The 12,541-nt window shown below is 72.3% G+C and carries 15 protein-coding genes; 8 read left to right on the top strand and 7 right to left on the bottom strand.

Annotated features, from left to right (window positions below; all coding sequences use genetic code 11):
* Nucleotides 1–37: 37 nt before the first annotated feature.
* Nucleotides 38–670: a helix-turn-helix transcriptional regulator gene (locus MKK68_RS25540; RefSeq protein ID WP_147727904.1), complete on the bottom strand. Its 633-nt coding sequence runs from the start codon at nucleotides 668–670 to the stop codon at nucleotides 38–40.
* 189 nt (nucleotides 671–859) lie between these two features.
* Between MKK68_RS25540 and MKK68_RS25535 the strand changes: the two genes are divergently transcribed.
* Together MKK68_RS25535 and MKK68_RS25530 are read left to right on the top strand one after the other, a co-directional pair.
* On the top strand, nucleotides 860–1,207 hold the full coding sequence (locus MKK68_RS25535) for a DUF952 domain-containing protein (protein ID WP_147843452.1): 348 nt from the start codon (nucleotides 860–862) through the stop codon (nucleotides 1,205–1,207).
* Complete coding sequence (locus tag MKK68_RS25530; RefSeq protein WP_244033328.1) at nucleotides 1,204–2,292, top strand: quinone-dependent dihydroorotate dehydrogenase; 1,089 nt, start codon at nucleotides 1,204–1,206, stop codon at nucleotides 2,290–2,292. Before MKK68_RS25535 ends, MKK68_RS25530 begins: the two co-directional genes overlap by 4 nt.
* 80 nt (nucleotides 2,293–2,372) lie before the next feature.
* Here the strand turns inward: MKK68_RS25530 and MKK68_RS25525 are convergent, their stop codons facing one another.
* On the bottom strand, nucleotides 2,373–2,654 hold the full coding sequence (locus tag MKK68_RS25525) for a hypothetical protein (protein WP_244033327.1): 282 nt from the start codon (nucleotides 2,652–2,654) through the stop codon (nucleotides 2,373–2,375).
* Between the two features lie 161 nt (nucleotides 2,655–2,815).
* Between MKK68_RS25525 and MKK68_RS25520 the strand changes: the two genes are divergently transcribed.
* From MKK68_RS25520 to MKK68_RS25510, 3 genes are read left to right on the top strand one after another with little or no spacing between them, the layout of a single operon-like run.
* Nucleotides 2,816–5,125: an FdhF/YdeP family oxidoreductase gene (locus MKK68_RS25520; protein WP_244033326.1), complete on the top strand. Its 2,310-nt coding sequence runs from the start codon at nucleotides 2,816–2,818 to the stop codon at nucleotides 5,123–5,125.
* Nucleotides 5,122–5,427, top strand: coding sequence for a hypothetical protein (locus MKK68_RS25515; protein ID WP_244033325.1), 306 nt, complete (start codon nucleotides 5,122–5,124; stop codon nucleotides 5,425–5,427). The genes MKK68_RS25520 and MKK68_RS25515 overlap by 4 nt, the downstream gene beginning before the upstream one ends.
* A gap of 59 nt (nucleotides 5,428–5,486) precedes the next feature.
* Nucleotides 5,487–6,257: a class I SAM-dependent methyltransferase gene (locus MKK68_RS25510; protein ID WP_244033324.1), complete on the top strand. Its 771-nt coding sequence runs from the start codon at nucleotides 5,487–5,489 to the stop codon at nucleotides 6,255–6,257.
* 232 nt (nucleotides 6,258–6,489) lie between these two features.
* Here MKK68_RS25510 and MKK68_RS25505 read toward each other — a convergent pair whose 3' ends face one another.
* Both MKK68_RS25505 and MKK68_RS25500 read right to left on the bottom strand, forming a co-directional pair.
* On the bottom strand, nucleotides 6,490–6,885 hold the full coding sequence (locus tag MKK68_RS25505; RefSeq protein ID WP_243951411.1) for a hypothetical protein: 396 nt from the start codon (nucleotides 6,883–6,885) through the stop codon (nucleotides 6,490–6,492).
* 117 nt (nucleotides 6,886–7,002) lie between these two features.
* On the bottom strand, nucleotides 7,003–7,887 hold the full coding sequence (locus tag MKK68_RS25500; RefSeq protein ID WP_147729473.1) for an HpcH/HpaI aldolase/citrate lyase family protein: 885 nt from the start codon (nucleotides 7,885–7,887) through the stop codon (nucleotides 7,003–7,005).
* A 198-nt stretch (nucleotides 7,888–8,085) separates the two neighbouring features.
* Here MKK68_RS25500 and MKK68_RS25495 point away from each other — a divergent pair, with 198 nt between their 5' ends.
* Nucleotides 8,086–8,415, top strand: a complete 330-nt coding sequence (locus MKK68_RS25495; protein ID WP_243987644.1) for a hypothetical protein — start codon at nucleotides 8,086–8,088, stop codon at nucleotides 8,413–8,415.
* Nucleotides 8,416–8,425: 10 nt separating this feature from the next.
* On the opposite strand, the gene MKK68_RS25490 is transcribed toward MKK68_RS25495, so the two are convergent.
* From MKK68_RS25490 to MKK68_RS25480, 3 genes are all read right to left on the bottom strand, one after another.
* Nucleotides 8,426–9,703, bottom strand: coding sequence for an MATE family efflux transporter (locus tag MKK68_RS25490; RefSeq protein ID WP_243951504.1), 1,278 nt, complete (start codon nucleotides 9,701–9,703; stop codon nucleotides 8,426–8,428).
* 239 nt (nucleotides 9,704–9,942) lie between these two features.
* Nucleotides 9,943–10,203, bottom strand: coding sequence for a hypothetical protein (locus MKK68_RS25485; RefSeq protein ID WP_244033323.1), 261 nt, complete (start codon nucleotides 10,201–10,203; stop codon nucleotides 9,943–9,945).
* Nucleotides 10,204–10,231: 28 nt separating this feature from the next.
* Entirely contained in the window at nucleotides 10,232–10,576 is a 345-nt protein-coding gene (locus MKK68_RS25480) for a DUF6460 domain-containing protein (RefSeq protein ID WP_147844799.1), read from the bottom strand.
* Nucleotides 10,577–10,802: 226 nt separating this feature from the next.
* Between MKK68_RS25480 and MKK68_RS25475 the strand changes: the two genes are divergently transcribed.
* Both MKK68_RS25475 and MKK68_RS25470 read left to right on the top strand, forming a co-directional pair.
* Nucleotides 10,803–11,759 carry an alpha/beta hydrolase gene (locus MKK68_RS25475; protein WP_244033322.1) on the top strand — a complete coding sequence of 319 codons (957 nt, stop codon included), beginning with the start codon at nucleotides 10,803–10,805 and terminating at the stop codon, nucleotides 11,757–11,759.
* A partial coding sequence (locus tag MKK68_RS25470; RefSeq protein WP_244033363.1) for a DEAD/DEAH box helicase occupies nucleotides 11,756–12,541 on the top strand: 786 nt, incomplete at its 3' end. The genes MKK68_RS25475 and MKK68_RS25470, both read left to right, overlap by 4 nt.

Raw genomic sequence — 12,541 nt, 5'->3', positions numbered from 1 at the left:
ACGACGGAGCGGAGGACCGCCCGCTCTCCGGCAGCCTCTACTGCCGGATCCACATCACCCGGGCGATCCAGGCGATCTCGCCGACGTTGAGGTTGCGGTCTTCGTGCTCGGGGTTGAGCGAGGCGAGCTCGACCGTGCGCGCGGTGCGCCGGCGGAGTTCCTTGGCCAGCACCTCGCCGGAATGCAGCCGCACCACCACGCGGTCGCCCTTGCGCACGCCGGCCGACGGCGAGACGATCAACACGTCGCCGTCGCGGAACAGCGGCAGCATCGAATCGCCTTGAACCTCCAGGGCGAAGGCGCGCTCCTCGCCGAGATCGGGAAACTCGATCTCCTCCCAGCCGGGGCCACCGGTCGGCATGCCCTCGTCGGTGAACTGGCGTCCGGCGCCGGCCTGGGTCAGGCCGATCAGCGGAACGGTCGCGCGCGGCGGCCCCTCGCGCGCCTCGATCAGCCGCAGGAAGTCGTCGAGGCTAGCGCCGGTCGCGGCCAGCACCTTCGACACCGACTCGGTGGAGGGCCAGCGCTTGCGGCCGTCGACGCCGACGCGCTTGGATCGGTTGAAACTGGTGGCATCGAGGCCGGAACGTCGGGCGAGGCCGGATGGCGAAAAGCCGTGGCGCTCGGCCAGCCGGTCGATGGCATTCCAAATCTGCTCGTGGGACAGCATGCGTGACCAAGGCGAAAACGACCGCTGAGACGCACGGCCTAGTTGTAGGAAAGTAGAACTACGGATTGAAAAAGGCAATCGGCCGAATGGGTGATCCACGCCGTTCCGCTGGCCCGATCGCACCCCGAAACGGTTGCCAGGAAGCGGCCCGGCACCCTATCGACGGCGCATCGGAGACCGGGTGCCGCGATGACGCTGATCTACAAGATCTGTCCCGAGACGCTTTGGCGGGACGCGGAGGGCCTCGGCCGGTTCACCGGCGCCGGGATCGACCGGGCCGACGGTTTCATCCACTTTTCCACAGCCGCGCAGCTCGCGGAGACCGCGCGGCGGCACTTTTCCGGTCAGAACGACCTCGTGCTCGTCGCCGTCGAGGCGGAGGCGCTCGGCCCCGCGCTGCGGTTCGAGCCCTCCCGCGGCGGCGATCTGTTCCCGCACCTCTACGGCGACCTGCCCCTCGACGCGGTACGCAGCGTGAGCGCGCTGCCGCTCGGCCCCGACGGCGTGCCCGCGCTGCCCGCGGAGATTCCGGCATGATCGGCGCCCTGTTCCCGCTGCTGCGCCCGGCCCTCCACGGTCTCGACGCGGAGCACGCACACAACCTCACCGTTCGCGCGCTGACCCTGCTGCCGGCCCGCACGCCGCCGGCCGACGATGCTCGGCTCGCGGTCGAGGTGTTCGGCCGGAGGTTTCCGAATCCGGTCGGGCTCGCGGCGGGCTTCGACAAGGGCGCGGAGGCGGCCGACTCCCTGCTCGGCCTGGGTTTCGGCTTCGTCGAGGTCGGCGGCGTGGTGCCGAAGCCCCAGCCCGGCAACCCGCGCCCGCGGGTGTTCCGGCTTCCCGGCGACCGGGCGGTGATCAACCGTTTCGGCCTCAACAGCGCCGGCCTCGACGTCGTCGCCGAGCGCCTGCGGGCGCGGGCCGGGCGGCCGGGGATCGTCGGCGTCAACATCGGCGCCAACAAGGACGCGACCGACCGGCTCGCCGACTACGTCGCCTGCACCGGGCGGCTGGCGCCGCTGGTCGACTTCGTCACCGTCAACGTGTCGTCGCCCAACACCCCGGGCCTGCGCGACCTCCAGGGCGAGGCCTTCCTCGACGACCTGCTCGCCCGCGTGGTCGCGACCCGCGACGCGGCCGCGGCTCGGAACGGCACGAAGGCCGCGATCCTCCTGAAGATCGCCCCCGACATCACGCTGGACGCGCTCGATGCGATCTGCGCGACCGCGATCCGCCGCGGGGTTCAGGCGCTCGTGGTCTCGAACACCACGATCGCGCGGCCGGCCTCGCTCACCGAGACGAAGCTCTCGGGGGAGGCCGGCGGCCTGTCCGGCCGCCCGCTCTTCGCGGCCTCGACGCGGATGCTGGCCGAGACCTACCGGCGCGTCGGCGACAGGCTGCCCCTGGTCGGCGTCGGCGGCATCGACTCGGCCGAGGCCGCCTGGACCAAGATCCGCGCCGGCGCGAGCCTGCTGCAGCTCTACTCGGCGCTGGTCTACGAAGGCCCCGGCCTCGTCTCCACGATCAAGCGCGGCCTGCTCGAGCGGATGCGGGCGGAGGGGCTGGCGAGCCTGGCCGAGATCGTCGGGCGCGACGCGACGGCGTTGTCCAAGGCGGCTTAGACCGGCGCCCTTCCCTCCCCCGCAGGGGGGGGAGGGAGGGCGCGGCTTCGTTTGCAGTCGCGGAAGCGCTTGCCGTCCGCTCACGCACGCCGCCGGGTCCCGACCAGCACCGCGCCGGCGACGACGGCGCCGATCAGACCCCACTTCACCGGCAGCAGCGCGGCCCCCTCGCTCGGGAGCGGCTCCGCGACGAAGCGGCCGGGTGCGATCTCCACCCCCGGCTTGCCGTGCGCCCGCGCGTCGGCGATCTGGCTCGCCGTGACGGCCCAGGCGGTATCCCGGGCGCGGTCGTGCGCCATCATCGCGATCGCGACCGCGCAGCCGGCCGCCAGCGCCGCGACGATCCGAACCCGTGCCTGCATCGACCGACCCTTCGCCGTGTCCGGAAACGAGAACCGTTAAAAATGCCCGCGTGCCGGACGCATGAGGGGGGTGCGCCGGGGCACGATTGAGAAGCACCCACGCGGTCTCTTATCTCGCAAGTGCGTGATCGCCACGCGCGAAACCCGATTCAGGCCCCGTCATGACCGACCCCGTCGCCACGCCCAAGCGCTCCTCGGCCGCAGGCGGCTGGGGCGCGCTGAAGAGCTGCGGCAAGCATCTCCTCGGCAGCCGCTCCCCGCTCTCGGGTGCCCGCGCCCTGCTCAAGGCGAACCAGCCCGACGGGTTCGACTGCCCCGGCTGCGCCTGGGGCGACCCGGAGCACGGCTCGTCGTTCGAGTTCTGCGAGAACGGCGTGAAGGCGGTGTCGTGGGAGGCCACCGACAAGCGCACGCCGCCGAAGTTCTTCGCGCGCCACACCGTGACCGAGCTGCGCGGCTGGAGCGACTACGCCCTCGAAGGCGAGGGCCGCCTCACCCATCCGATGCGCTACGATTCCGCGAGCGACCGCTACGTCGCGGTGACGTGGGACGCGGCCTTCGCCGAGATCGGCGCGACGCTGCGCGGCCTCGACCACCCGGACCAGGCCGAGTTCTACACCTCCGGCCGCGCCTCGAACGAGGCCGCCTACCTGTACCAGCTGTTCGCCCGCGCCTACGGCACCAACAACTTCCCCGACTGCTCGAACATGTGCCACGAGGCCAGCGGCATCGGGCTCGGCCAGGCCATCGGCATCGGCAAGGGCACGGTGCTCCTGGAGGATTTCGAGAAGGCCGACGCGATCTTCGTCGTCGGGCAGAACCCCGGCACCAACCACCCGCGCATGCTGGCCGACCTGCGCAAGGCCGCCGAGCGCGGCGCCAAGGTCGTCGTGTTCAACCCCGTGCGCGAGCGCGGCCTGGAGCGCTTCGCCGACCCGCAGAACACCGTCGAGATGCTGCGCGGCGCGAGCCGGCCGATCGCCAGCCACTACCTGCAGCCGCGGCTCGGCGGCGACATGGCCGCCTTCCGCGGCATCGCCAAGGCGGTGTTTTCCGCCGACGACGCGGCGCTCGCCGCCGGCCGCCCCTCGGTGCTCGACCGCGCCTTCCTCAACAGCCACACCGAAGGCCTCGCCGCCTACCGCGCCGCGGTCGACGCGACCACTTGGGATGCGATCGAGGACCAGTCGGGCCTCGCCCGCGCCGTGCTCGAGGAGGTGGCGGCGATCTACGTCGCCTCGTCGAAGTCGATCGCCACCTGGGCGATGGGCGTGACCCAGCATCGCCACTCGGTGGCGACGGTGCGCGAGATCGCCAACCTGATGTTCCTGCGCGGCAACATCGGGCGGCCCGGCGCGGGCCTGTGCCCGGTGCGCGGCCACTCGAACGTGCAGGGCGACCGCACGGTCGGCATCAACGAGAAGCCCCCGGCCGCCCTGCTCGATGCGCTCGAGCGCGAGTTCGGCTTCGCAGCCCCGCGCCGGCACGGCCACAACGTGCTGGCCGCCATCGGCGCGATGCTCGACGGCAGCGCCAAGGCCTTCATCGGCCTCGGCGGCAACTTCGCCCGCGCCACGCCGGACACGGCCCTGGTGGCCAAGGCGCTGGCCTCGTGCGAGCTGACCGTCCACATCGCGACGAAGCTGAACCACTCGCACCTGGTGCCGGGCCGGGTCGCCTACGTGCTGCCCTGCCTCGGGCGCACCGAGATCGACCGGAACGCCGCCGGCAAGACTCAGATCGTGACCGTCGAGGATTCGATGAGCATGGTCCACGGCTCGGGCGGCATCAACAAGCCGGCCTCGAAGGAGCTGCGCTCGGAGATCGCGATCATCGCCGGCATGGCCGCGGCCACCGTCGGCTCGGGCCGGATCGACTGGGCGGAGATGGCCGAGGATTACGACCGCATCCGCGACCGGATCGAGCGCACGATCCCGGGATTTACCGGCTACAATGTCCGGGTGCGGCGCCCGCGCGGCTTCATGCTGCGCAATCTCGCCGCCGAGCGGGTGTTCGAGACCGCCACCGGCCACGCCAACTTCTCCGCCGACGCGCTCCCCGAGGCGACCGAGCACCAGGTGGCCTCGGCGGCCGAGAACACCTTCGTGCTGCAGACCTTCCGCAGCCACGACCAGTACAACACCACGATCTACGGCCTCGACGACCGCTACCGCGGCGTCTACGGCGAGCGCCGGGTGATCTTCTGCCACCCGGACGACCTCGCGACCCTGCGTGAAAGCTTCGGCGAGCGGGTCGACGTGGTCGGACTGCATGCGGACGGCACGTCGCGCATCGCCGAGGATTTCCGGCTGGTGCCGTTCGACATGCCGCGCGGGAGTCTGGCCGGCTACTATCCCGAGCTCAACGTGCTGGTGCCGCTCTCGACCTTCGGCGCCGAGAGCGACACGCCGACCTCGAAGTCGGTGCTGGTCACGGTGCGCGGGCGCGTGGAAGCGGCCGCGGCGGCTTGAGCGAGGCTGACGACGCCGCGTTCCTCGCGCTGGTCGACGCGATCGCCCGCCGGCGGCCGGATCTCGGATCGATCGAGGCCGTGCTGCTGGGGGCGGCACAGGGCGGCCTGGCCGCCGACAGCCGCGGCCTCGCCAAGGCCCTCGACGTCGCCCACGCCCACGCGCTGCGCGCCGTCACCGCCCTGGAGGAAGCCGGGCTCCTCGCGGTGGGCCGGCGCGACGCCCGGTCGGGCCGGGCGCACTACGCGCTGACCGGGGACGGCACGGCCCTGGTCGCCGCCGCGGCGGCCGACCCGGCTTGACGCATGCCTGCGGGGCGGCGAACCCGTGGGGCAGCGTTCGAGGGAAGCGAGGGCTCGGGATGGACACGATCCACCGGTCGGCCGCGGCCGGCTATGCCGCCCAGGCCGACACCTACGTCAGCGGCCGCCCGGACTATCCGCCCGCCCTCGACGGCTGGCTGCGCGACGACCTGCGGCTCGGCCCCGGCCGCACCGTGCTCGACCTCGGCGCGGGCACCGGAAAGTTCACCCCGCGCCTCTCCGCCACCGGGGCGCGCGTCGTCGCCGTCGAGCCGGTGCCGGAAATGCTGGCACGGCTCGCCGCGCGAAATCCCGATGTCGCGGCGCATCCGGGGCATGCGGAGGCCATCCCCCTCGCGGACGGTTCGGTCGACGCGGTCGTCTGCGCGCAGTCCTTCCACTGGTTTTCCACCCCGGCGGCGCTCGCCGAGATCCGCCGCGTGCTCCGCCCCGGCGGCACGCTCGGGCTGGTCTGGAACGTGCGCGACGAATCCGTGCCCTGGGTCGCGGCGCTGACGCGGATCGTCGACGCCTACGAGGACGACACCCCGCGCTACCGCACGCAAAACTGGCGCGCGGTGGTCCCCGGCCCAGGCTTCGGCCCCCTGCACGAGCGGCGCCTGCCGCACCGGCACGTCGGACCGCCGGAGGACGTGATCGTCGGCCGTGCGCTCTCGGTCAGCTTCATCGCCGCCCTGCCCCCGGGCGAGCAGGCGGCCGTCGCCGCCGAGATACGGGGGCTGATCGCCGCCACGCCGGACCTCGCCGGGCACGACAGCGTGGCCTACCCCTACGAGACGGTGGCGTTCCACTGCACGGCATCGGGCTGACCGGTCGCGATTTGATGCCGGAACAGCCCAGGACGTTGTCACGAGCCAGGAAGGGGAGACCTCATCGCGGGAGGAATATCGAACTCCCGAGCGATGTCCGTGATCCCTGGATCACGGGAATGGCTCCATTTGGGCGGTCGCGTTTTCTGCACGCGAACCGGAAGCAACCTCGCCCTGGAATGCTCCAGCTCTTTCCCCGAAGCGAACACGACGATTGCCACGATCGGCGCCGTCATCCTCTCGGATGAGCCGGCAGCGGATCGATCTGCAGAGGCGCGGGGCGAACGAGGCCGCACGCCCGATCGCCGATCGCGAGGGTCTTCATCTGATCGGCCTTGAAGCGTTCGGCGAACGCGTCGGGAATCGCGCACCACGCCCGATGCGTTTCGATCCAGGCGATCGCAATGGCGCCATTCCGCTGCAGATCACCGAACAGTGCGCAGGTCGCCTCAGGCGTCTTCGTGATCGCCGACTTCGAACCGGCATTCACCGCCGCCACGAACGCCCTGCGTTCCTCGAGCATCTCTTGAAGTTTGCCGCACTCGGCTGGCTGCGCGAGCGCTACGGTTCCATGCAGGGCGCTTCCCGCGAGAGCGGCCGCCAGTGGTCGAGAGATCGCGCTCAGCATGAGCTTGACCCTTCGCGTTGCCGCAGCGTCGGAGATGGCTACGGCGTGTGGTGCGCGTTGCGCGTTTCACGCGATCGGCGCTTACCGAAAGCGGCCATTCGTCGGCCGCCCGTCCCCTCACTGCCCCTTGGCCTTGATCGCCTCCGACCACGTCACCGCGCGCTTGGCCATGCCGACGTGCTGGCGCTCGTACATGCGGTTCTCGACCTTGATCGCCGCGCGCTTGGCGTTCTCCGGCCGGTCGAAGGCCTCGAGCACGAGGCGGGCACGGCGGACCTCCTCCTCGGTCGGGGCGAAGGAGGTGTTGGCCGGCTCCAGCTGGTTGGGGTGGATCAGCGTCTTGCCGTCGAAGCCGAGGTCGCGCGCCTGGCGACACTCGGCGCGGCAGCCCTCGACGTCGCCGATGTCGTTCCACACGCCGTCGAGGATCGTCAGCCCGGACGCGCGGGCCGCGGCGAGGGTGAACATCATCCACGGCAGCATCGGCACGCGGCCGGGCACGAGCTGGGCCCAGGTGTCCTTGGCCAGGTCGTTGGTGCCGAGCACGAAGCAGGTGAGCCGGGTGCGCCGGTCGCGGCTGGCGCGGGCGATGTCCTGGATGTTCAGGATCGCGGCCGGCGTCTCGATCATCGCCCAGACCGCGATGTCGTCCGGCGCGTCGAGGGCCTCGAGGTGGTCGGCGATGCTCTCGAGCACGGCCGGCGAGGACACCTTCGGCATCAGGATCGCGTCCGGCCGCGCCTCGATCGCCGCGCGCAGGTCCTTCTCGCCCCACGGCGTCTGGGGGGCGTTGACGCGGATGATCAGCTCGCGGTCGCCGTACGCACGGCTCTTGACCGCGGCGCAGACCTGATCGCGGGCGAGATCCTTCTCCTCCATCGAGACCGCGTCCTCGAGGTCGAGGATCAGGCAGTCGGCCGGCAGGGTCTTCGCCTTGTCGAGCGCACGCTGGTTCGAGCCCGGCATGTAGAGGACGCTGCGGCGGAGGCGGAGATCGGACATTCGGCTGGGACCCCGGATAAAATCACGCGACCCTACCGCAACGCACTCGCCTGACCAGGGGCCGCGGCGCCGAAACCCGGAGATTCCGGCGCAATCGAAACCGCCGACGCCGTGTCGTTCGTGCAACGGCCGGGCCCCGCTTTGGTCACGTTCCGCGGCCAAGGGCTGGGGAAATGCCACCGATCGAAGGGCAAGACCATGCTGCGACACGCACTTTTCGGGCTGATGCTGACGGCGGGCCTCGCCCTGCCGGGGACGGCCTCGGCCGCCAGCAACACGGTGGTCGGCGTCGGCTCCGGCGCGGTCGCCGGCGCCCTCGTCGCCGGCCCGATCGGGGCGGTCGCGGGGGCGGTGATCGGGGGCGTCGTCGGCTCCTCGAGCGAGCGGGCGCGGCGCCCGCGGATGCGGCGCGCCCGCCTCGTCCGGCAGCGGCGCGCGGAGGCGCCGGCCCGGCGCAGCGTGCAGCGCCGGGTCGAGGCGGTGCCGCCGGCCGGGTCCGCGCCGACCACCTGGAAGGACCCGCGCTGAGGCGGGCCGCTCAGGCGCGGCCCGGGAGGAACGTCCGCCGGGCGAGCCCCGGATAGGCCAGCGCCTGCCCGATGCCGCGCGCCCCGAGGAAGGCGAGGAAGGCCAGCCACAGGCCGGCATTGCCGAGATTCAAGCCCTGCACGAGCACGAGGGCGGCGCAATAGGCGGCGAGCGCGGCCAGCATCAGGTTGCGCATCGCCCGCGTCCAGGTCGCGCCGATGTAGATGCCGTCGTAGGCGAAGGGCAGCGCCGCGACGAAGGGGGCGGCGGCGGCCAGCGGCAGGTAGCGCCGCGCGACCGCGCGCACCGGCTCGCTCGTGGTGACGAAGTCGATGAAGGCGTGGCCGCCGACGAGCGCCAGCAGGCTGACGCCGAGGCCGAAGCCGAGGCACCAGCCGAGCGACAGCGCCGACGCCTTGCGGAACCCGCCGGCGTCGCGCCCGCCGACCGCCTGCCCGCACAGGGCCTCGGCGGCGGTGGCGAAGCCGTCGAGGAAGAACCCGCCGATCAGAAACAGATTCCACAGCACCGCGTTGGCCGCCAGCACCGCGTCGCCCTGGCGTGCGCCGAGCGCGGAGAACAGGACGATGCCCGACACGAGCGCCAGCGTCCGCACGATCACGTCGCCGTTGACCGCGAGCGTGCGCCGCAGCGCGACGGGATCGCGGACCTCGGACCACGGCACCCGCCAGGGCTTCGAGCCGAGGCGGACCAGGATCGCGAGGCCGAGGGCGAGGCCGGCCGCCTCCGCGATCACGGTGGCGAGGGCGGCGCCGGACAGGCCGAGGTCGAGGCCGAGGACCAGCGCGAGCGTCAGGCCGATGTTCACCAGGTTGATCGCCACCTGCAGCAGCAGGCCGAGATCGGTGCGGCCGCGCCCGAGCACCGAGCCGAGCACGGCGTAGTTCGCCAGCGCGAACGGCGCCGAGAGGATGCGGATGTGGATGTAGGTCGCGAGGCCCGCGATCACCGCGGGGCTCGCGCCGGTGATCCGGAAGGCGGCGGCCGCGATCGGTCCTTGCAGGACGACCAGGGCGAGGCCGGCGACGAGGGCCGCCGCGAGGGCGCGCGCCAAGGTCCGGTCGACCTCGGCGCCGTCTCGGGCGCCGACCGCCTGCGCGGTGAGGCCGGCGGTCGCCATGCGCAGCGCGCCGAACGACCAGAACAGCGCGTCGAAGATCACGGCGCCGAGGGCGATCGCCCCGAGCAGCGCGGCGTCGCCGAGCCGCCCGATCACCGTGGCGCCGACGAAGCCGAGCATCGGCGTGGTGACGTTGGCGATCGTCATCGGCAGGGCGAGCGCGAGCACGCGCCGGCCGGTGATGGGGAGAGGTGGGGTCAAAGGCTCTGGAGGTTCCGGTGCGTCGCCCGCGCTGCGCCGCGCGAGCGCGAAGAGGGATGCATCATCGGCCGCGGAGCGACGTCAGTTTCCCTACGACGCCTGATGCAGGTGCCAGCGCATCGCGGCATATCCGATCGCCACGATGATGACCGGCAGGACGACGTTGGCGTAGATCGCGAGTTCCATCACCTGAGTGTCCCGAGCACGTGCCGCGCCATGAGGTGGAGCAGCAGGGCGGCAAGAGGCCGGAGCATAGCAGTTCCCGCGTAAAAGGCACCGCCGCGACCGGGCAGCGCCGCGCCCAGCCCATACAGCGCCGCCGCGGTCGGACCGAGGATGCCGACGGTGATGCAGGCCGCCGATGAGCGATCGAGGGCGTTGGCGAGAAGTTTCGCACGTTCGTTGGCGATCGCCAGGTCACGCTTGGCCTCGTCCTCTCCGCCCATCGGCGACCTCTCTCGTCGGATCGCTCTCCTACCGCGAGACCGCGAACAGCCGCGAGATGAGCCACAGCGGCACCACCACCACCGCGCCGGCCAGGATCCAGCCGCCGAAATCGTGGAAGGTGGCGAGGCCGAGATCGATCAGCGCGCGGGCCGCGTCGTAGATCTGCCAGAACAGCCGCGCCGGGGTCAGCCCGAGCATCGCCATGAAGGCGCCGACCAGGACCGAGAGGAACAGCAGCCGCAGGAACACACCGGCCGGCGAGCCGCCGAGGAAGCGGCGCAGGGCCGAAGCGCGATAGCCCGGCGGCGGTCCCTGGTAGGGGTCTCCCGAATAGTTCTGGCCTGGGCGGCGCGGGTCGTGCTCGACGATCATCGACATTCCTTTGCGGGATGAAGGTCTTCCAACCGTCCGAAGCCGGCGGAACCGTGACGGATGCACCACACCGGGCGCGAAACCGGATCGTGGTTCGGGCGTTAGGCGGTTTCGCCGGCCGAACCGAGATGGCAATGCAGCGCTCGCGCGCCAAGATGGGTTCGGAATTCGCGGATGCCGTGACGCCTCGCCCCGCGCAGCCCCAAGAGACGAGACGAAACGCCCCATGATCGACCACGCCCTGTTCGACCCGGCGACGATCGATCCGGACACCAAGCGCCTCAACGCCGAGATCGTCGCGGCGCACGCGGCGCAGGCCGACCCGTGGTCGCTGCCCATCGCCGAGGTGCGCGCGCGGCGCCGCGCCGGCACGCCCGCCTCGCCCGCGATGCCGCGCAGCGCCCGCGCCGAGACCATGACGATCTACAGCCCCGGCGGCCCGCTGAACCTGCGGGTGATCCGCCCCCGGGCCGGCGTGAAGCTGCGCGGCGCCTACCTGCACATCCACCGCGGCGGCTGGGTCTGGGGCTCGGCCGACGAGCAGGACCCGTGGCTCGAGCGGATCGCCGACACCAGCGGCTTCGTCTGCCTCTCGGTCGAGTACCGCCTCGCCCCCGAGCACCCCTACCCGGCGGCGCTCCTCGATTGCGAGGCGGCGGCGCTCTGGCTCGCCGGCCCGGGCAAGGCCGAGTTCGGCATCTCGGCGCTGACCATCGGCGGCGAATCGGTCGGGGCGCACCTCGCGGTGATGGTGCTGCTGCGCCTGCGCGACAAGCACCGGCTTCCGCGCGCCTTCCGCGGCGCGAACCTGAACGCCGGCTTCTTCGACCTCGGGCTGACCCCGTCGGTGCGCAACTGGGGCGACGAGCGCCTCGTGTGCAACACCACCGACCTCACCGCCTTCGCCGACGGCTACGTCCGCAACGGCATCGACCGGCGCCGGCCGGACGTGTCGCCGATCTACGCCGACCTCAAGGGCCTGCCGCCGGCCCTGTTCACCGTCGGGACCTGCGACCCGCTGCTCGACGACACGCTCTACATGTCCGCCCGCTGGGCGGCGGCGGGCAACGGCGGCCACACGGCGGTCTATCCCGGCGGCTGCCACGTCTTCATCCGCTATCCCGGCGCGATGACGGAGCGAGCGCTGGAGCTGATCGACCGCTTCCTGATGGCGCTCGCCTGAGCCGGCGCGCGGCGGCCGACCCGAGCGCCCTGCCGCCGGCCTTCGCCGCCTGGTTCGCCGCGCGCGGCTGGGCCCCGCGGCCGCATCAGCTCGACCTGCTGCGCATCGCGGGCGCCGGCCGCTCGGCGCTGCTCGTCGCCCCGACCGGCGCCGGCAAGACGCTCGCCGGCTTCCTGCCGAGCCTGGTCGCGCTGTCGCAGAGCCGGGCGAAGCCCTCCGGGCGCCGGCTCCACACCCTCTACATCTCGCCGCTGAAGGCGCTCGCCGTCGACATCGCCCGCAACCTCGACGCGCCGGTGGAGGGCATCGGCCTGTCGCTGCGGATCGAGACCCGCACCGGCGATACCCCGTCGCACAAGCGCACCCGCCAGATCGAGCGGCCGCCGGACATCCTGCTGACCACGCCCGAGCAGCTCGCCCTGCTCATCGCCCACCGCGAGGCGACCGAGTTCTTCTCCGGGCTGCGCTGCGTCGTCCTCGACGAGCTCCACGCCCTCGTCACCTCGAAGCGCGGCGACCTGCTGTCCCTGGCGCTCGCCCGCCTGCACCACCTCAGCCCCGGCCTCACCGCGATCGGGCTGTCGGCGACGGTGCGCGAGCCGGACGAGCTGCGGAAGTACCTCGTGCCGCAGAACGCCGCCTTCCCTCCCCCCCCTGCGGGGGAGGGTGGCCAGGGAAGCGGGTCGGGAGAGGAGAGCGCCGCTTCCGGAAATGTCGCTCCCCTCTCCCGACCCTCGCTCACGCGAGGCCCACCCGCCCCCGCAGGGGGGGGAGGGGAAGGT

It is taken from the genome of Methylobacterium sp. E-016 (assembly GCF_022829745.1).
Lineage (GTDB): Bacteria > Pseudomonadota > Alphaproteobacteria > Rhizobiales > Beijerinckiaceae > Methylobacterium.
This window is presented reverse-complemented; position numbering and strand designations above follow the sequence as displayed.

Coding starts and splice junctions, on each gene's coding strand:
- MKK68_RS25540 (WP_147727904.1), bottom strand. CDS start 670: ATGCTGTCCCACGAGCAGATTTGGAATGCCATCGACCGGCTGGCCGAG.
- MKK68_RS25535 (WP_147843452.1), top strand. CDS start 860: ATGACGCTGATCTACAAGATCTGTCCCGAGACGCTTTGGCGGGACGCG.
- MKK68_RS25530 (WP_244033328.1), top strand. CDS start 1,204: ATGATCGGCGCCCTGTTCCCGCTGCTGCGCCCGGCCCTCCACGGTCTC.
- MKK68_RS25525 (WP_244033327.1), bottom strand. CDS start 2,654: ATGCAGGCACGGGTTCGGATCGTCGCGGCGCTGGCGGCCGGCTGCGCG.
- MKK68_RS25520 (WP_244033326.1), top strand. CDS start 2,816: ATGACCGACCCCGTCGCCACGCCCAAGCGCTCCTCGGCCGCAGGCGGC.
- MKK68_RS25510 (WP_244033324.1), top strand. CDS start 5,487: ATGGACACGATCCACCGGTCGGCCGCGGCCGGCTATGCCGCCCAGGCC.
- MKK68_RS25505 (WP_243951411.1), bottom strand. CDS start 6,885: ATGCTGAGCGCGATCTCTCGACCACTGGCGGCCGCTCTCGCGGGAAGC.
- MKK68_RS25500 (WP_147729473.1), bottom strand. CDS start 7,887: ATGTCCGATCTCCGCCTCCGCCGCAGCGTCCTCTACATGCCGGGCTCG.
- MKK68_RS25495 (WP_243987644.1), top strand. CDS start 8,086: ATGCTGCGACACGCACTTTTCGGGCTGATGCTGACGGCGGGCCTCGCC.
- MKK68_RS25490 (WP_243951504.1), bottom strand. CDS start 9,703: ATGACGATCGCCAACGTCACCACGCCGATGCTCGGCTTCGTCGGCGCC.
- MKK68_RS25485 (WP_244033323.1), bottom strand. CDS start 10,203: ATGGGCGGAGAGGACGAGGCCAAGCGTGACCTGGCGATCGCCAACGAA.
- MKK68_RS25480 (WP_147844799.1), bottom strand. CDS start 10,576: ATGATCGTCGAGCACGACCCGCGCCGCCCAGGCCAGAACTATTCGGGA.
- MKK68_RS25475 (WP_244033322.1), top strand. CDS start 10,803: ATGATCGACCACGCCCTGTTCGACCCGGCGACGATCGATCCGGACACC.